Consider the following 18868-nt stretch of genomic DNA (forward strand, 5'->3'; position numbering starts at 1 on the left):
GTACAATTTTAACCGGTAGTAATTTAACTCAACAGCTTCTTTTTAATTTCCTTTAGTTTATTGGCTACAGAGGCATCCATCATTTTGCCATCTACCATTAAAACAAACCCTCCAATAAGGTTATCCCTTACTCTTACATTCATCTCAATTTTGGCTGCCAATTCTACTTGCAATAAGTCTTTAATTTTTTCAAGATAATCCTCATTCAACTGAGAAGCCGTAAAAAGCGTCACAGTTTTTAAGTCTTTCTCTTTTTTATAAAAATCAATATAATTTCTGGCAATATCATCTAATAAAGCTTCTCGCTTATTATCGACCATAATGGCCAAAAAATTTATTGTAAGTTGATTTACATGCTTATCAAAAACAGTTTTTAAGGCCTTTTTTTTCTTTGCCGGTGTTATTACCGGGCTAGACAAAAGTTCTTTAAACTCTTTTGTATCGGAACAATACTGATACAGCATGTTCATATCGTTATAAACATTATCAACTTCTCCCTTTTCTTTACTTAAAAGGAACAAAGCTTTTGCATATCTTACGGATATTAAACTGTTGTTCATGCGTTTACATTTCAAATTTCAAGGTCACATGAAAGGGCCTTATTACAAGACTTTTCATTTTCCTTACTCCGTAATTAATTAAAATTTACATTATCCAAGTACTTATCAATGATAGCCTTTTGTTTGTTATCATCTTTTAATTCTGTTTCAATTAAAAGACTTGCTATATCCACTGATAATTCTGCAACCTGCTTTTTTAATTCCTTTATAGCGGCACTTTTTTCTGCCTCTATTTGTTTTCGAGCCGATTCGATTATTTTATCAGCTTCGCTATTGGCACCTGATCTTGCTTCTGCTAAGATTTTATCCTTTAACTCACGTGTTTCTTTTAATAGATCATCACGTTCGTTTTTAGCATCATCCATCATTTCTTGCCTGGTTATAGCCAATTGTTCCACTTCAACCTTAGCACGTTCTGCAGCTTTTAACGACTGCTCAATCGTTTCGTTTCTAAGATTTAATGCATGTAAAATTGGTCCCCAAGCAAACTTTTTTAATATGAATGCCAGAATAGCAAATGATATGGTAGTCCAAAAGACTAAACCAGGATCGGGTGTTAATAAAAAATCCATACGCCTCGTTTTTTAATTCAAGCTCTGATCGGAAATATTATCCTTTAAGCAGAGCAACTACAATAGCAAAAAGAGCAGCACCTTCAATAAGGGCGGCAGCAATAATCATCGCTGTTTGGATTTTTGAGCTGATTTCTGGCTGACGAGCCATTGCTTCCATTGCTCCATTAGCTAATTTTCCGATTCCTAAAGCGGCTCCTAATACAATAATTCCTAGACCTAAAGCTGTAAGAGAAAGTGTCATAACTTTTTAATTTTATAAAAATAATATATTAAACTTCGATATTAATGTTCGTGATCTTCAACGGCCATACCTATAAATAAGGCCGATAATAAGGTGAAAATATAAGCTTGTAACGCTGCCACTAAAAGTTCTAAAACAAACATAACGAGTGTAAGTAAAATTGACACTGGCGAAATGTAAATCGTTTTTAAAATAAAGATGAGTGAAACTAAGCTTAATATTATAATATGACCTGCTGTAATGTTGGCTAATAAACGAATCATTAAAGCAAATGGCTTGGTAAATAAACCAATAATTTCAACTGGAACTAATAAAACTTTTACGAAAAATGGTACTCCTGGTGCGGTTAAAGTATGTTTCCAATAACTTTTACTACCATTAATATTAGTAATAAAAAAGGTTATTAAAGCCAACACCATAGTTACAGATATGTTTCCAGTAAAGTTACTTCCTCCTGGAAAAAATGGAACCAAACCTAATATGTTGTTAAACCATATAAAAAAGAAAACGGTTAGTAAGTAAGGAGCAAATTTAGGTCCTTTTTCAGCACCAATTTGTTCCGTAATGATATCCTCGTTTACAAACTGTATAATCGGCTCAAATAAAGACTGAGCTCCTTTGGGCTTTGCAGGCCCGCCTTTGTAAGCTTTAGCAACAGATGTAAATACCCAAATCATAATAACAATAGATATCCACATAGACCATACATTTCTTTTTAAAGAAAAATCTAATGGCTTGCTATTGATTATATGATGATCTGAATCATACTCTACATTACCATGCTTATCCGTATTGTAAATTTTACCGTGATGATAAAAAAAGTAGCTTCCTTTACTCTCTGCTATATGGGTATCATGATCAAACTCAGAATATAGAAAGAAATGAAAAGTACCATCATTAATTAAAATAATAGGCAAAGGAATTTCGATATGTTTTTCGTTTTCTCCTTCGCCCCACGAAACCACATGCCAAACATGAGAATCTGATATGTGATGCATAATTAACTCTGTAGGATCAAACGCCTCTTCGTTTTCTTCCGTTTTAGAATGAGTATCTGAAGCATAAATTGCAGAACAAAATATACTCGAAAGCACTACTAACACACAAAGAAATTTCTTCATTTCAATTCTTTATACAATCGGCTTATAAAATTACTCGCTTTTTACGATAGTTACCACCGAAAAATTAAGGTAAATTAAATAATTCACCATAAAAATAAGTATTACTGTTTCCTTGTTACTTGCCTCACTATAAATGATAGGTAGCATATAAACTAATGCTATTAACATTTTAATACTCATCATGACCAGCAAAAACATGGCACTATTATTCGCTATTTTTTTCCTAAGCCAAGTAGTTAACCATGTAAATGATCCAAATAAAATTATTAAAAAAACCTGTGCTTTTAAAACATCTTTTAATAATTCATTATAGAAAATAGTAGCACTGCCAACATTTAGCAATAGCAATACTACTGCAAACAGTAAAAAAACCTTAAACAAGCGTCGACCCACTTTTGTTGACCCAATTATTTTTTATTTGCCCCATTTGATGTTTCAACTTGCTTAGCAGCTCCACCCATTTGACATTTTCCTGTAAATACAGCACCTGGTTCAATTGTTAATTTACTTGTATTAATATCACCTAAAAGTTTTGATGTAGCTTTTAGTGATAATAGTTCTTTTACGTTTAATTTTCCTTCCAACACACCCTCAACTTCAGCATTAAGGCAATTAACCTCACCTTTTACTTTACCTTTAGTACCAATAACCACTCTACCATTAGAAACAATATTTCCCTCTATATCTCCATCAATTCTAAAATTCTCATTGGTTTCAATGTTACCTACTATTTTTGTTCCTGGACCTATAACATTTGCTTGATGAATTGGTGTTTCGTTTGACTTTCCCATGATTTTATTGAATTTTAGCTTAAATATATTTATTGATATCCAAAGAAAATAAAAAAATAAAGAATCTTAAATCAATCGTAGATTTATATTTTATAGAAAAAAAGCTAGTGACACAAAATTGCACTTCTTTATTTTAAAGATACGGTTTCTATTTCAATAATTCCTCTATTTTTTTTAACTGCATCTCTTTATTTACTTGTCTTAACTTTCTTGCTGTTTCAGTATAATATACATGCCTGGATATGAATGCATATTGCTTTTTGTTCCACTCCTTTTGCGAAATCTTACCATTATAATTACATAATTCTTCCCAAAGTTTTTCGGATAATGGTATAAAGTCTGCCCTTCCTAAATAATCTAAATCAGCATCTTTAATAATTTTCTCCATTAAAATTTTAGGCTCCACATCACTCTCTGTTACCAATATTAACTGAGCAATAGCTTCTATTTCAGCAATACTATACGAAAAATGGGGTAACATCTCTTTAGCAATTCTTACACTTTGCTGTTCATGTCGATGTGGATTAACCATATAACCGGTGTCATGAAATAACGCTGCTGTTTTTAACAATAGTAGTTCCTTACTATTTAAACCTTCTGCCCTACCAAAAACTTCAACTTGAGTACAAACATCCATTGTATGACTAATGTTGTGATATTTTAACGAAGAGGCCAACTCCTGCCTCATTTGGCCAAAAACAGCATCTTCCAAATCATTATATCTTATCCATTGTAGCTTGGTAAGAAAATCATCATTCGGAACCTTTCCCTGTCCATCGATAGAAAGTTTAGGCTTAATGCCTTTTACAAAATACATATCGGTTTCACCCTTATATTTAATAGGCATTTTACCTCGGTATTCGCACTCAAAAAAATCTTTAATGAGCTGATAAGTTACACCAGATACATTTATTTTTCCCGCCACACCAGAGGATTCCATCCTACTGGCTATATTTACGGTGTCGCCCCAAATATCAAACGATAGTTTTTTACGACCAATAACACCAGATATTAATGCTCCAGTGTGAATTCCGATTCTAAGCTCCCAGAAGTCCTTTCCGCTACGCTGTGCATCTTCACCAGTCTCTTGCATAAACCGTTGCATTTCAATAGCTGCTAACACTACTTCAATTGGGTTAGTTCTATTTTTCTCGGGCAAACCACCAGCACACATATAGGCATCACCAATGGTTTTTATCTTTTCTATTTTATATTTCTCAGCTACTTCATCAAAATGTACAAAAAAACGATCCAGTTCATCAATTAATGTTTCTGGATTCATATGCTCAACTATTTTTGTGAAACCCTGAATATCTGCAAAAAGAACTGTTGCCTTTTCGTACTTAACCGATGCCCTATGAGTTAAGGTTTGACTATTCTCTTGTTCAGGTTCTTTCTTTTTGATATACTTTTCTATAATCGGTGCAATAGAGTCTTTGCGCCAAGAGTGCATTTTTTTTGAAACACTTTGCGATAACCTTAACTTTAATAAAAAAATAGAAAAAAGTATGATAAAAAGGAGAACTATGGATGATATTAAATATCTATTATAATTGTTAGTAACAAGAATAATTAAACTTTGAGAATCATCTTCACTCTCAATTATAAAATTATAGGAACCTGTTGGTATACGGCTATAGGTAACACTATTTTTATAACTCCAATTACTCAATACGGAATCTACACCCTCTAGACGAAATCTATACAATTGAATTTTCTCCTTTCGTTTTGGAATAAAATTGATTTCCAGATACTCAAATTGAGCCTCTTTTAATACCAAAGTATCCATATTTTGATTGAAATCAACCGTATCTCCAGAAACTATGATAGAATTAATCAAATTTTCTTTTCCTTCAGAAAATGAAATTACATTGTTGGCAAAACATCCATCTCCTTGGATTAGCAACACATATAAAACAATTAACGCTGCATATTTTCCTTCAACGTTGAAAAGTTTTTCCCTCACAATGGATAGTTTTATTCTTAAATTCTTGATTTTTTATCAAAAGTAGTATATTTATTTCGCAAAATAAACCGTTATCTTTTAATTATATCTCATGGAGAACTCGGAAAACATAATACTAGTACCATATGACTTCACAGAAGTTGCCATGCATGCAATAGAGCACGCCAAATCACTTTCTGATAGAAGCAACTCTTCCATTTGCATCTTACATATTGTTAAAAAAGATACTGATATGGATGCGGCAACGGAACTTTTAAACAAGGAAAAAGATGTTATTAAAGGCAAATTTGGAATTGATATTAAAGCGATAGTTAAGGAAGGTACCATTTTTAAAACCATTAATGAAGTTGCCGATGAAATTGGCGCAATCATGGTGGTAATGGGAACTCATGGTATCAAAGGCATGCAAAAACTGACAGGAAGCTGGGCACTTAAAGTTATTATTGGCTCTAAGATTCCATTTTTTGTAGTTCAAGAGAAACCATTAAATAGCCCAGTACATAAAATTGTTTTCCCTGTTGATTTTAAAACTGAGAATAAGGAAAAATTAGTTTGGGCAGAGTTTATTTCTAAGTTTTTAAACACTAAAATATATTTACTGAGTAGCTCTACAAAAGATGGAGTTATTGAACCACGTACAAAAGCTAACTTAGTATTCTGCAAAAAATTCTTGGAAGAAAAAGGTATTGATTATGAATTATCGCTTTCTGAGGGAGGCGGTTCATTCTCTCAAGAAACCATTAAGTTTGCAGATAATATTGAAGCTGCAGCTATTATCATAATGACCACACGAGACATTGCATTTCATGATTATATACTAGGTGCTAATGAGCAACAAACAATTGCAAATAGCTCTAAAGTTCCAGTAATGGTAATTAACCCTCGAACGGACCTAATGAAATATGGTTATGGCGGTTTTGGTTGATTCTTAAAAATCTTACATATAAAAATTAAACAACGGCTGCTTTGTCGTTGTTTTTTTTTAGTATAAAATACTATCACAACCAATAATTACGTTAATGTTTTAAATATGGAACTAGTTTTTGCTACCAATAATTTAAACAAACTGGAAGAGATTCGTCATCTTTTAGGAGATAAAATCAAAATAGTTAGTTTAGAAGATATTAATTGTACAGAAGAAATACCTGAAACAGGTTTTACATTAGAGGAAAACGCATTACAAAAATCCGAATACGTTAATAAGAAATTCAACATCAATTGTTTTGCTGATGATACAGGTTTAGAAATTGACGCTTTAAATGGTGAACCTGGAGTTTATAGTGCAAGGTATGGAGGAGAAAGTAAGGATGCTAACTTAAATATGGAGAAGGTTCTTGAAAAAATGAAAAGAACTAGCAATCGTAAGGCTCGGTTTAGGACGGTTATTTCTTTGATTATAGATGGCAAGGAATCTCAGTTTGAAGGTGTAGTTGAAGGAAGAATTAGTGAAACAAAATCAGGCAGCAAAGGTTTTGGCTACGACCCTATATTTATACCAGATGGTTATGGTACATCTTTTGCTGAACTAGATATTAATGAAAAAAACAAAATAAGCCATAGAGCTTTAGCTATAAAAAAACTAGCTGCGTTTTTAATGGATATTAAATAAAAATAAGATTGTTGAGATGAGAGTTGTTGTAATTATATCTATTTTTCTTTCTAGTATAACATTGTCTTTTGGTCAAGCTGCAATTGGAGAATGGCAAGATTATTTATCCTTTTATAATGTACATAGCATTGCAAAAGTAAATAACAAAATATATGCGGCATCTGAAGTTGGCATGTTTTCCTACGACATAGAGGAAAAAGCATTACAAAAACACACTAAAATTAATGGACTATCCGATATTGAAATAAGTGCCATAGCAGCCATTCCAAATACTAACAGCTTATTTATTGGATATAAAAATGGAAACATTGATATTTTAAAAGAGAATTCCATTGAGAACATCCCAGATCTTTATCTTAAAGATCTTATGGTTGATAAAGCTATAAATCATATTCATTTTGATAAAAACAAAGCATATTGTTCCACCAATGTTGGAATTGTTGTAGTTGACTATGCTAAACGAGAGATTTCAGACACATATATTCTTGGCGAAAATTCGTCATATCTAAACGTAAACCAAGTAACTTCAACCTCTGATTCAATTTTTGCAGCAACTCAAAACGGAATACTAGGCGCTCCAATTAATAGTAATGCACTTACATACTTCAAAACCTGGAAAGACATTACAAAGGATGATAAAGAATATTCTTCAATAGCTTCTTATGAAGACAAAGTTTATGCAGCTCGTATAGAAAACCAACAAGGTAAAATATATACCTATGATAACGGCCTTTTAAAGTTCGAATTCAATCAAAATAAATTTAAACAATTGACAATTACTGCTGATAAGGTAGCCTTAATTTCAAGTGATCTTATTTCTATTCGATACCCGAATCTATCTGCTATTGAAGATGTAGCTAATTATAACCTCGAAGATAAAACAATTAGCCCCAATTTCTCAAACATTATTATTGATACGGAGGGCAATAAATGGATATCAGATAATTCAACTGGTTTAGTTAAAAACTCTGAACCTTACGATTTATTAATAGTTCCCGATGGTCCAAATTCAAACCTTGCGTATAAAATAAAAGCTTCTGAAAATTCTCTTTGGGTTGTTGCTGGTGTAAATCATTATGTATATCCAATATTTATCCGAGCAGAGTGTTCAATCCTAAGAGATAACAAATGGACAAACGTTAATACCCACAATAATGACATTTTAAAAAAATCATATATCCTAAATATCAATGGTGATACTTTATGGGGTGCATTTAATTTTAATGATATTGCCATTGACCCAAGAGACGACACGCATGGATATATCAGTAGTGCTCATACAGGAATTTATGAATTTAAAGACGATAAAATAGTTACTCATTACTCCCTATATAACGACAATTTTCCAATTGCTCTTGCTCACATTTGGCAATCGGTAAACGGTGTTGCAATAGATAGGGAAGGTAACCTGTTTTCTACTAATATAGGTGATTCAATACCCATTTTAGTTAAACCTGACATTATACAAGATAAAAGTGAAAATAATAATTATGGCTGGTACAAATACAACTATGTTTCATATGAAGACAATGTATCAGACCCATGGTTATGGCAGACTATTATAACAACTTGGAATCATTTTTGGTGTATTTCATTTCGTAATCCTGCTGGGTTATTCGTTTATGATATTAATGGAACAATTGAAACAGATTCCGATGATTCCTATAGATATGCTGGAGATTCGAATAATACAGGTTACTCACCGTTTTTACTTTGGGATGAAGATGGAAAGGTTATAGATGCTAAGCCCACTTGTTTAGCTGAAGATAAGAATGGGTATATCTGGGTTGGCACCTCTCAAGGAATACTAGTCTATTATAGACCTAGAGATATATTCAACATTGAGAAACTTGTAGCCTCTAGAATAAAAATTCCACGAAACGATGGCAGTAGTTTAGCTGATTTCTTGCTTGATAAAGAAGAGATAACGGACATAGCTGTTGATGGAGCGAATAGAAAATGGATTGGAACATTAAACAATGGAGTTTATTTGGTATCATCGGATGGTACAAAAACAATAAACGAATTTAACACTTCTAATAGTCCTCTTATTTCTAATATTATTACTTCAATTACTATCAACCCTAAAAGTGGTGAGGTATTTATTGGTACGAATAAAGGAATTGTTTCTTACAGAGGCACAGCAACTGAAGGTGAGAAATCATACTCAAATGTTAAGGCGTTTCCAAACCCAGTTCAGCCAAATTATATGGGTTCAATTAGCGTTACAGGATTAATTGAAAACTCCAATATTAGAATTACAGATATTAGTGGTAAAGTTGTATACCAAGCTAATTCTACCGGAGGTCAAATAATCTGGGATGGGAAAAATGTTTTTGGTGAAGCTGTTTCTAGCGGTGTGTATTTAGTTTTTGCAACGAATGAAGATGGGTCAGAATCCATGGTTACAAAAATTATGATTATTAAATAAACTTATAATATCAAGCACACTAATAAAGAAACACTCAAGCTTTCAGCTTAAATTAATGAATAAGTTTTTCTATTTTTGAGGGATTAATATAATCCCGTATTTATCTATTAACTTTTTCATTAGATGACAAAAAGAATTGTTTCTATTTCTTTGGTTATAGTTTTATCTGGCCTTTTAGCTTTTGCATATTTCTACTTCAATAATCTTAAAAATTTCAAAAACAATGATACTATCAAAGGTATACCTACTGATGCATCATTAATAATTCAAATCCAGAATCCGGATAAAGTTATAGATATAATCTTAAACGAAATAGCATATAGTGAATCTCTAAAAGCATTTAATTGGTTCAGAGGATTCTCATCTTCATTAAACTATATAAAAGAGGATTCTTTAATAGACCAATCATTTGCCAAAAAACTATTAAAAAAATCTCTAACTATTTCATTACACCCAATTGGAAAAGATAAATCCTTTCCATTGTTTATTTATTCACTAAATAATAAAGCAGAACAAAATAAAATAATTGGTTTATTCGAACAGAATAACTTAGGCTTACAATTCAATCAAAGAAAATATAATTCTTCCACAATATATTCTTCAAAACTTTCTAATGGTAATGGTGATATAAATATAAGTATATACCGTGGCCTTCTATTAATTAGTAACTCATCTCTTTTAGTAGAAAACTCTTTAAGGCAATTAAGAGCGGATTTTTCGTTGCTTGAAGATCCAATCTTTAATAAACTTTTTAAAACAAAAGGAAATAACACCGATGCTAATTTATTAATCAACTTCGAAAATCTACCAAAAACTATTTCTGCACTATTTAAAAATTCAGATAAAAAAATCACAAACAAAATAAATAGAATAGCCAATTGGGGGGAGTTGGACATCAATCTGAAGGATAACCACATTTTAATTAATGGTTTTTTATATAGTCAAGATAACGTAGGTAAGTTAAATTTACTTTTTAAAAATATCAATTCTAAAAAATCAGATATCATTGAGGTAATTCCTGATAATGCGAGTTTTATCCACTCCTATAGTTTCGATCATTCAAAAAGGCTATTGAATAATTATAGAGTATATCACAATACAGTAAATCAGTATGGCGCAAAAAACAAACTAATTAAGGATTTAAACTTAAAGCTAGAGGGTGCAGAAATTGAAGAAGGTGTTTTTAATCTATTAGATAACGAATTTGCTAGTGTAGTTCTTAATTCAAATGTAAAAACTGAAAATAAAATCCTGATTATAAAAACAAAAAGTAAATCGAAAACCCTAGAATTTTTAAAAGAAATACAGAAAACAGAAGTTAAAACTGCACTAAATTATAATATTGATGCAGAAACTAAGCACATTATATACAAGAGTCAAGCTTCTATTATCTTTCCTGTACTACTTGATACTTATTGCCCCAATTTACCCAATAAGTATTTTACATTTATTGATAATTACCTTATTTTTTCAAACTCAACTAATACAATAAAAGAAGTAATTTACTCCAACGTGTTAAATAAAACACTTGATAATAATATATATCAGGAGCAATTCAAAGATCTATTTTCATACAAAGACAATATGTATATCTATTGCGATCTTTCAAAGATTAAAAATATCCTTCCTAAGACTAGTAATTTTGAATTATTGAATCCCAACGAAACGCAAGAAATTGCGCTAAGTAAATTCTATGGCTTGGGTATTCAACTATCTACTGCAAATGACTTATTATACGTAAATGCATGTATTCAACACCTTCCTAATAGGGAGAAAGAACCAGAAACAGTATGGCAAAGTGGTTTAGATAGTACAATTATTGCCAAACCTACCTTAGTTAAAAATCACAATACTAAAGAAAAAGAGATTATAGTTCAAGATAAATCGAATATGCTTTATCTTATCTCTAATTCTGGAAGGATTTTATGGAAGAAACTGCTTGATGGCCCTATCTTAAGTAAGATTGAACAAGTTGACTACTATCGAAATAATAAATTACAATACATCTTTAATACACGCAATAAAATTTACCTATTAGACAGAAATGGTAATACTGTAGATAGATACCCAATTAATCTGGCGGATAAGGCTACCAATGGTATATCTATATTTGATTATGACAATAATCGTAATTACAGAATTTTTATAGCCTGCGAAAACAAGAATGTATATGCTTACAACATTAAAGGTCGTTTGTTAACAGGTTGGAAAATGGACAAAACAGAAGGGGTAATCAGCAAACCAATCCAGCATTTTAGAACCCAAGGAAAAGATTACATCGTACTTTCCGATGATAAACGAAATTATATTCTAAATAGAAAAGGTAAAATAAGAGTGCCTATTAAATCAAACTTCATCGCTAACTCAAGAAGTGAGTTTAGTTTAATAAGTGAGAACAATATTTCGATATTATCTACTACTGATACGAAAGGTAATATTCGCAAAATAAATTTAGCAGATGGAAACTGTGAAATGGTTACTCTTCTAAATAAGCAAGTTGAACATTATTTTTTATCCAAAGATATCACCTCTTCCAAAGGGAATGAAAACATCCTAGTTACTAAAGATAAAGTAAAAGTATATAATGCCGCATATAAAAAGCTATTTGACATAGATATAGATGGTGATCTTGCATTAGTGGCAGATACCTACATATTCTCCAAAAACAACACCAAAATAGGCGTATACGATACAAAAAACAGTATGATCTACTTAGTTAATAACGATGGAACTATCTATAAAAACTTTCCGTTACGTGGTCGTTCAAGATTCAGCATTGGATTTATGAATAAATCAAGCACAAATTTTAACCTCATTGTAGGCGGAGAGAATAATTATCTATACAATTATAATGTAGAATAGAATGAAAAAACTAAAAGTTGGTGTTCTAAGCACTTCAAATCACTTGGTAAAAAGAATTGTTCTTCCTTTACAAAACACAAAAAATTGTGAAATATATGCTATTGCTTCTCGCGATATAAAAAAAGCACAACAGTTTGCTGAAGATTTCAATATTCAGATAGTCCACGAAAGTTATCAAAATATTATTGATGATCCTTCCGTAGATATCGTATATATACCATTACCAAACCATCTGCACTTAGAATGGGTAAAAAAAGCAGCCAATGCTGGTAAGCACATACTGTGCGAAAAACCCATTGCTTTAAATACCGAAGAGGCCATTAAATGCTTTGATGTAGCGAAGAAAAACAATGTGTTACTAATGGAGGCATTTATGTATAAGTTTCATCCTCAATGGCAACATGCCAAAAACACAGTTAAAACAAAGCAAATAGGAGATATTACATACATTAGAAGCTCATTTGCCTATAGTAACCCTTCACCTTCTAACATTAGAAACATTAAAGGATTTGGTGGGGGAGCATTAATGGATATTGGTTGTTATGCTATTTCAGTTCCTCGTTTTATACTTGACATGGAGCCACAGAAGGTTATTTCACTTCAACAAACTCATCAAGAATTCAATACAGACTTTTTAAGTAGTGGGATTCTCGATTTTAATGGAATTCATGCTAGTTATACTGTTGGCACACTTAGTCAGCCAAATCAGTCTGTTGAAATAATTGGAACAGGAGGTAGTATTAAAATAGAAATCCCTTTTAACACATATGTGGATACAAAAGCTGTTATTGAAATATCCACTCCGCAAGGTTTAAGGAACGTTGTTTTTGATGCAGAAGATCAATATGGATTAATGTTTGATGCATTCGCTGAAGCTATTATAAACAAAGGTAACTCTCCTATCAATATTGAAGATGCCATTAATAATATGAAGGTAATTGATGCTGTTTCTTTATCTGCAACGTCTCAGCAATGGGAAATATTATGATGCAAAAAAGAGCGTTACTTAAATTAAGTAACGCTCTTTTTTTATTTTATCTTATCTTCTATTAAAAGTTCATTTCTCCAGCAGAATATTGCTTTACCAAAGACATAACAGCCTTTGAACAACCTTCTTCTCCTCCTTTAAATGAAAATACCAAATTATATACTTTTGATTTACGACATATATACTCGATAGAGTTATACATTTTGCCACCCTCAAAATTACTAATTAACATTCTATCTCCATCAAAAAGTTGTAAAATAACTTTTTCAGGATTACCAACACCATTAGATGTATTAAATTTATAATGGCTTCTACTATTTAAAATTACACTGAACTTGATAGTACCTGTTTTTGTATCTTTTTTAGCTTTTTTAAGATCAATAGTAAAATCCTTCATGTATTGGGCATCACCCATTTCTTTTAAAGCTTTTTTAAGCAAATCATCACCACATTGAGCATTACTCGAAACAGTAAATACCGAAATGAACAGAATTGCTAAAACTAATATCTTTTTCATACGCTTAATTTTTTATCCAAATTCTTGTAATAAGAATTACTTCAAATTTCAGCTTAAATATCTACCGAAACTCTACTTATCAATAACTAATTAAATATTAATTACAAAGGTAATTTATTAAATTTAAATACCTATGAAACAATAAAATCACGAAGACTATTTATTTCATTTATAATATTATCTATCTGTTCTGGAGTAACTTCTATATGACTTATTTCATCCTGAACTATAATTAAAGTACCGTCTTTCTCTATACGTTTCGGTTCTCCAAATGTAGTTGTAATCTTAACATCAGCATAAGCTTGTTTAATCTGCTCCATCTTAACAACCATTTCTGCAAAGTTCGGGTCTGCACTATAGTTCTCTAAAATGATAAGCAAAATATCAATAATATCTTTTTGCTCACCAATACGGTTTATTAATTCCTCATCGTTAGTTTGCTTAATAACTTTACCCGAAATATATAAACCTTCTACCCAGGCACCAGTTACAATTAAAGTACTAACATTACTTCTGTTTTGCTCTCTCAAATAAGAATCCATTTTATTGAAGCTACTTACAGAAACCTCCATCAATGAATCTAAATTATTACTGTTAGTAGCCATCTTTTTTAAAGCTGCAAAGTCAAAAAACTGACCAACTTTAATACCCTCAGCTAATTCTTTAACAGATAGTAAATACGAAACAACAATATTGTTTTTATCAAATGTGTTGATATAACCTAAGTCTGCACTAAAAACACCTAGGTTTAATGCTCTCTTAAAACTTGTGTTATAATCGTCAACATTCTCAGGTTTATTTAAGATTTTCTGAGAAAAATCAACACCCGATTTTTTAATTAAGGCAGCCATCTCTACAGGAGATGAGATGTTCTGAATTACATCACCAATTATTTCTTCTGATAATTGTAAAGGTGCATCTTCATTTAATGCTGAGTCTGATAAGGAAAAATCTCCATCCCCTTCTTGCTTATTCTTATTAGAATTTCCTGCACAAGCAGAAAATAATAGTATCCCGCCGAATATAGCCGTTGTGTAAAATAATTTCTTTAACATGATATAGGTTTTTTAAAAATAAAAACTTCTGACTTATACTAGAAACCCTTTAAAAGGTTACTTTTTAAGATATTTTAATTCCCCAAATACCTTAAACAACTTTCTTAATAAATCATAATACAGAGCAATATACATCAATATAGTAAATATCCATACCATTGCAATATTGAACCATAAGGTATTAAACATACTTCCGCCAATATGTTTTTTGGGAGCGAAAAAATGTGTTCTAAAAGCCAATGCGTGTTCAGGTTCAGGTAACTGATAAATTGGATCTACATTTTGAATCAGGTTATCTCTTTCCCTTAAAATCTTATTCTTTTCAAATACTTTTCTAACGATATCTGAGATACTTTCATTCAGATGTTTATTCTTAACAGCAGTAAACTCCTCCTTACCATACTTAGACATGGCAAGATTTATCATCTTCTCTTTTTTAGTTGTAGCCGTAACAAACCTAGTAGTGTAATACGATTTTAAATTCTCAATATGATCTGTTATTTCGTTGAACAAATCCATATTAAAATCAATAGAATTGATTCTTTCTAAATCATTAAATTGAATACTTTCTATTCTAGAATTCTCTTTGCTTAACTCATTCTTTATTAAAGCTAAATTTAATTCAAAGTCCTTATCTTCTTCATTAGAATGATTTTGTAATTTCTTTCTACAATCGTTTAAAATATCTTCTATTTCAGGTAGATAGTGAACAATTTTAAAATCAGTAGTACTTTCTTCCTGTTCAATATTAAAGAATAGCTTCTTAAATTTATTATTGGAATACTGATCCACCATTAAGCCCTCATAAATCCATCTGGATGGCATAAATTCAGCGATCCAAGGCACCTTATCAGCACTCGAAATATCCCTATTTAGTTTATCAAAAGTAAACATCGCTCCTCCTAATACCATTTGCGGAATCATTACAAGAGGTATTAAAATATAGATAGTTACAATTGAGTTAAAAGAAGCTGATAACACAAGACCTAGAATATTAGCAAAAGCAGATACCGAAAATAACGCTAACCAAAATTCAAAGTACATTCCTTTTATTCCTAATACGGTATTAGCCACACCTACAAAAAGAGCCATCTGCAATGCAGAAATGGTAAATAAAATAAGCACTTTAGAAACTAGATAACTAGATCGTGAGAGGTTCAAGAAAGATTCTCGCTTCAATATCTTCGCATCTTTAAATATTTCTTCCGCACTAACTATTAAACCAAAGAACAATGCAACAACAATACCCATAAAGATGTAAGGAGGTATATTTTCATTGTCTCTAAAGATGTAGATATTAGAATCTGGATCAACAATATATCTTATTAGAAAGGAAAGTATTAAACCTAGAATAGGGGCTTCGAGTAGATTTAATAAAATATATTGTTTATTAGCAATTTTAGAGAAGAAATCTCTTAAAGTATAAATCTTAAATTGCCTTAACCAACCTGGAATATTTAATGATTGTGGTGGTGAAGTATCTAAATCTTGAACTTCTGGAATCTCTATATTCTTTATATAGAAATCATTCCATTCCTGAGGACTTGTTTTTCTTCTATTTGTATAGTTACCATACTCATCGAGAACATTAGCATCAATAATATTAAATACCATCTCTGGATTTAAATTACCGCACTGAGGACATTCACCCTGCTCACTATTAATTTGTTCATCGAGCTGTTTAAAGTATATTAAGCTCTCACTTGGATTACCATAATACACTGGATATCCACCTGTATCCAGAATAAACATCTTATCAAACATTTTAAAAATATCTGATGATGGTTGGTGAATAACAACAAATATTAATTTTCCTTTAAGGGTTAATTCCCTTAATAGATTCATTACATTTTCCGAATCTCTTGAAGATAGCCCAGAAGTTGGTTCATCCACAAAGAGAATTGCAGGCTCACGAATTAGCTCTAGAGCAATATTTAACCTTTTTCTTTGTCCTCCACTAATCATTTTATTTAAAGGAGAACCTACCTTTAAATTTCTACGCTCAAACAGGCCTAAACTTTGAAGAGTATCATTAACCATCATGGTTATTTCTTCTTCATTTTTATCCTTAAAGCAAAGTTTAGCGTTATAGTAAAGATTTTCAAAAACCGTTAATTCTTCAATTAATAAGTCATCTTGAGGAATAAGACCGATTACACCTTCAAGCTTATCCTTTTCGGTGTGAAGATTAACCCCATTAATACGAACCTCTCCTTTACTAGGAGACTCTGTTCCTGATAATACATTCAATAAAGTAGTTTTACCAGCTCCACTAGCTCCCATTATACCAACTAACCTACCGTGCTCCTCACCTAGGTTAACATCGCGTAAACCAACGCCTCCATTTTTAAAAGTATATCCTAAATTTTCTACAACATAAGATATTTTAGGCGTTGAGGCATCACTCATAAAATGACCAACAACATCAGTATAGTATATTGGAATACCAACAGGAAACTTTAAGAAGCTTCCCTTGGGAAATAGATAAATTCGTCTTTGATTTAGGAGAAGACCATTTAAAAACACTTCTTGATTTCCTGTATATCTTAAGAAATAAAGGTCTGCACTCTTTATTCTTAAAATTAAAACCTCTCCATCTAATTTCCCAACCTTTATATGCTCTCTATTTTGTCCATCATCTTCTGATGAATTGAGCACCATTAGGTTTTCAATATCCAAATCATTTAACTGTGTGTTGACAATAAATGATTCAATACTTTTCTTTTCGTCTTCTGGTAAGCGAAAAACATCCGCTGCAGTATTAATAATAGCCATCCTTTGATCCGTAAATCTACGGTCAGCATTTATTAATTCATACAACCTAACCAGAACTACAACTTTTTGTTCTTTATTAAGTTGCTTATTAATTTTTTTGCAGATTCCGATAATCCTTACAGAATCTTTCATTGAGGTAAGCTTAACCTTACCCTCATCTTCTTCCTTATTATTACCTCGAGCTTTTTTATCTTTTGAGTGCTTTTCGAATAATGCAAAATACTCAGCCACAGCCTCTGCACTTAACTGCTGTTTCAAAAAGTTTTTTACGTAATCGATCTCTGTTTCTTGTACCCCACCATCTTGTTTGGCAATTAAACCAAACAACTGCATTAAGGCTTTTAAAATTTCTTCACTCATAAAACTAAAGTATCAGTATCAATAAGGCTTTACTTAGTCAGTATACGCTTCGTATTCGAATGGTATTTCAACAATGTCGGCATATTCTTCACCTGCTTCTAACATATCTTCTTCTTCTTCATGATAATGCCAGATGATTTTCACATCATTTCCATCTTCCACTATTTCTTCAAACTTCAATAAGATATCTAAAATAATTTTTGATGATGCAGTATTAAAATACTCTAGCTTGATATGAAAAATTGTTTGATCATTGGTATCTTTAGAGTATCCATCAATCCAATCCATGATAGGTTGATAAAACAAATTTACATCTTCTGGTAATGATCTTCCCGATATTTCAAATTTTCCGTTGTCCTTGTCAAGAATTACATTAGGAGTATCATCGGTTCCCTGAATATTGATAACTTCCATGGTTAATTTTTTATACGTTAATTATAGATTTCGTTTAATAGTAGATGTTAGAATAAAGAAAGAAACTTCATCGTTTAATTCTTTAAACTGGTATGTTAGTGTGCTTCCTGTTTTTTTAGCAATATCAATTAAGCCTAAACCAGCACCACCTTTATCTGAGATTTTTCCATCTCGCATTTGAGTTTTATAAAGCTCAGAAAGGCCCTTTTTATCTAAAGAATTTACTTGTTCAAGGTTTTCTTTTAACCCTGGAACCTTTTCATTTTTGATAATATTACCTGTGATAATATTATGTGAGTCTTCATTTTTACTCACCATAACAATACCTCGCCTTTCTTCTCCATCTTCATCACCCATGGAGTCAGCATGTTTACTAATATTTTGTAAACATTCCACCATTACATTAAAAACTTTCCTTTGAACGGCGTTTGACTCCTCACTTTTAGCAAGGTTTCTTTCTGTTAAAGAAGTAAAAGTTTTAGTAATCTCCTGCGTAACTTCTCCTTCGTATACTAAACTAATTTCATTCGTTTTCATAGTACGATAAAGCTGATACGCAAAATCTAAGAAACTATGTTTATCTAAATTTCCCATTGTAATAAT

General features: G+C 31.4%; 16 protein-coding genes. 5 read left to right on the top strand and 11 right to left on the bottom strand.

All coding sequences use genetic code 11. The features are described from left to right. Positions 1-23 precede the first annotated feature (23 nt). From atpH to A8L32_RS09715, 6 genes are all read right to left on the bottom strand, one after another. Positions 24-560 carry an ATP synthase F1 subunit delta gene (atpH, locus tag A8L32_RS09685; protein WP_066630201.1) on the bottom strand — a complete coding sequence of 179 codons (537 nt, stop codon included), beginning with the start codon at positions 558-560 and terminating at the stop codon, positions 24-26. 74 nt (positions 561-634) lie between these two features. Beyond that, positions 635-1132, bottom strand: coding sequence for a F0F1 ATP synthase subunit B (atpF, locus tag A8L32_RS09690; protein ID WP_066630203.1), 498 nt, complete (start codon positions 1130-1132; stop codon positions 635-637). 37 nt (positions 1133-1169) lie between these two features. Next, positions 1170-1376: an ATP synthase F0 subunit C gene (gene atpE, locus A8L32_RS09695; protein WP_066630205.1), complete on the bottom strand. Its 207-nt coding sequence runs from the start codon at positions 1374-1376 to the stop codon at positions 1170-1172. 41 nt (positions 1377-1417) lie between these two features. Beyond that, positions 1418-2497 carry a F0F1 ATP synthase subunit A gene (atpB, locus tag A8L32_RS09700; protein WP_066630207.1) on the bottom strand — a complete coding sequence of 360 codons (1080 nt, stop codon included), beginning with the start codon at positions 2495-2497 and terminating at the stop codon, positions 1418-1420. Between the two features lie 407 nt (positions 2498-2904). After that, the gene (locus A8L32_RS09710) at positions 2905-3288 is read right to left on the bottom strand and encodes a bactofilin family protein (RefSeq protein WP_083631252.1); all 384 of its coding nucleotides are present in this window, start codon (positions 3286-3288) and stop codon (positions 2905-2907) included. 148 nt (positions 3289-3436) lie between these two features. Further along, positions 3437-5254, bottom strand: a complete 1818-nt coding sequence (locus A8L32_RS09715) for an adenylate/guanylate cyclase domain-containing protein (RefSeq protein WP_233145475.1) — start codon at positions 5252-5254, stop codon at positions 3437-3439. 91 nt (positions 5255-5345) lie between these two features. Between A8L32_RS09715 and A8L32_RS09720 the strand changes: the two genes are divergently transcribed. The 5 genes from A8L32_RS09720 (at position 5346) to A8L32_RS09740 (ending at position 13144) form a co-directional block, all read left to right on the top strand. Further along, positions 5346-6179 carry a universal stress protein gene (locus A8L32_RS09720; protein ID WP_066630211.1) on the top strand — a complete coding sequence of 278 codons (834 nt, stop codon included), beginning with the start codon at positions 5346-5348 and terminating at the stop codon, positions 6177-6179. Positions 6180-6284: 105 nt separating this feature from the next. Further along, positions 6285-6863: a non-canonical purine NTP diphosphatase gene (locus A8L32_RS09725; protein WP_066630212.1), complete on the top strand. Its 579-nt coding sequence runs from the start codon at positions 6285-6287 to the stop codon at positions 6861-6863. A 16-nt stretch (positions 6864-6879) separates the two neighbouring features. Then, positions 6880-9294: a type IX secretion system anionic LPS delivery protein PorZ gene (gene porZ, locus A8L32_RS09730; protein WP_066630213.1), complete on the top strand. Its 2415-nt coding sequence runs from the start codon at positions 6880-6882 to the stop codon at positions 9292-9294. A gap of 123 nt (positions 9295-9417) precedes the next feature. Beyond that, the gene (locus tag A8L32_RS09735; RefSeq protein ID WP_066630215.1) at positions 9418-12156 is read left to right on the top strand and encodes a DUF3352 domain-containing protein; all 2739 of its coding nucleotides are present in this window, start codon (positions 9418-9420) and stop codon (positions 12154-12156) included. A gap of 1 nt (position 12157) precedes the next feature. After that, on the top strand, positions 12158-13144 hold the full coding sequence (locus A8L32_RS09740) for a Gfo/Idh/MocA family protein (RefSeq protein WP_066630216.1): 987 nt from the start codon (positions 12158-12160) through the stop codon (positions 13142-13144). Positions 13145-13205: 61 nt separating this feature from the next. Here the strand turns inward: A8L32_RS09740 and A8L32_RS09745 are convergent, their stop codons facing one another. The 5 genes from A8L32_RS09745 to A8L32_RS09765 all read right to left on the bottom strand — a co-directional run bounded on the left by A8L32_RS09745 (position 13206) and on the right by A8L32_RS09765 (position 18859). Further along, positions 13206-13661, bottom strand: coding sequence for a hypothetical protein (locus tag A8L32_RS09745; protein WP_066630218.1), 456 nt, complete (start codon positions 13659-13661; stop codon positions 13206-13208). Between the two features lie 131 nt (positions 13662-13792). Next, positions 13793-14716 carry a hypothetical protein gene (locus A8L32_RS09750; RefSeq protein ID WP_066630223.1) on the bottom strand — a complete coding sequence of 308 codons (924 nt, stop codon included), beginning with the start codon at positions 14714-14716 and terminating at the stop codon, positions 13793-13795. Between the two features lie 57 nt (positions 14717-14773). Beyond that, the gene (locus tag A8L32_RS09755) at positions 14774-17851 is read right to left on the bottom strand and encodes an ATP-binding cassette domain-containing protein (RefSeq protein ID WP_066630224.1); all 3078 of its coding nucleotides are present in this window, start codon (positions 17849-17851) and stop codon (positions 14774-14776) included. A gap of 33 nt (positions 17852-17884) precedes the next feature. Then, a complete protein-coding gene (locus A8L32_RS09760) occupies positions 17885-18265 on the bottom strand; it encodes a DUF1987 domain-containing protein (RefSeq protein WP_066630225.1) in 381 nt (126 codons plus the stop codon). A 21-nt stretch (positions 18266-18286) separates the two neighbouring features. Then, positions 18287-18859, bottom strand: a complete 573-nt coding sequence (locus tag A8L32_RS09765; RefSeq protein WP_066630226.1) for a SiaB family protein kinase — start codon at positions 18857-18859, stop codon at positions 18287-18289. Between the last annotated feature and the right edge of the window lie 9 nt (positions 18860-18868).

This window comes from Labilibacter marinus (assembly GCF_001659685.2).
Lineage (GTDB): Bacteria > Bacteroidota > Bacteroidia > Bacteroidales > Marinilabiliaceae > Saccharicrinis > Saccharicrinis marinus.

Excerpts from the sequence above, each read along its gene's own strand:
- A8L32_RS09755 (WP_066630224.1), bottom strand. The coding sequence starts at position 17,851 with ATGAGTGAAGAAATTTTAAAAGCCTTAATGCAGTTGTTTGGTTTAATT.
- A8L32_RS09735 (WP_066630215.1), top strand. The coding sequence starts at position 9,418 with ATGACAAAAAGAATTGTTTCTATTTCTTTGGTTATAGTTTTATCTGGC.
- A8L32_RS09760 (WP_066630225.1), bottom strand. The coding sequence starts at position 18,265 with ATGGAAGTTATCAATATTCAGGGAACCGATGATACTCCTAATGTAATT.
- A8L32_RS09750 (WP_066630223.1), bottom strand. The coding sequence starts at position 14,716 with ATGTTAAAGAAATTATTTTACACAACGGCTATATTCGGCGGGATACTA.
- atpB (WP_066630207.1), bottom strand. The coding sequence starts at position 2,497 with ATGAAGAAATTTCTTTGTGTGTTAGTAGTGCTTTCGAGTATATTTTGT.
- atpF (WP_066630203.1), bottom strand. The coding sequence starts at position 1,132 with ATGGATTTTTTATTAACACCCGATCCTGGTTTAGTCTTTTGGACTACC.
- atpH (WP_066630201.1), bottom strand. The coding sequence starts at position 560 with ATGAACAACAGTTTAATATCCGTAAGATATGCAAAAGCTTTGTTCCTT.
- A8L32_RS09745 (WP_066630218.1), bottom strand. The coding sequence starts at position 13,661 with ATGAAAAAGATATTAGTTTTAGCAATTCTGTTCATTTCGGTATTTACT.
- A8L32_RS09710 (WP_083631252.1), bottom strand. The coding sequence starts at position 3,288 with ATGGGAAAGTCAAACGAAACACCAATTCATCAAGCAAATGTTATAGGT.
- A8L32_RS09720 (WP_066630211.1), top strand. The coding sequence starts at position 5,346 with ATGGAGAACTCGGAAAACATAATACTAGTACCATATGACTTCACAGAA.
- atpE (WP_066630205.1), bottom strand. The coding sequence starts at position 1,376 with ATGACACTTTCTCTTACAGCTTTAGGTCTAGGAATTATTGTATTAGGA.
- A8L32_RS09725 (WP_066630212.1), top strand. The coding sequence starts at position 6,285 with ATGGAACTAGTTTTTGCTACCAATAATTTAAACAAACTGGAAGAGATT.
- A8L32_RS09765 (WP_066630226.1), bottom strand. The coding sequence starts at position 18,859 with ATGGGAAATTTAGATAAACATAGTTTCTTAGATTTTGCGTATCAGCTT.
- A8L32_RS09740 (WP_066630216.1), top strand. The coding sequence starts at position 12,158 with ATGAAAAAACTAAAAGTTGGTGTTCTAAGCACTTCAAATCACTTGGTA.
- porZ (WP_066630213.1), top strand. The coding sequence starts at position 6,880 with ATGAGAGTTGTTGTAATTATATCTATTTTTCTTTCTAGTATAACATTG.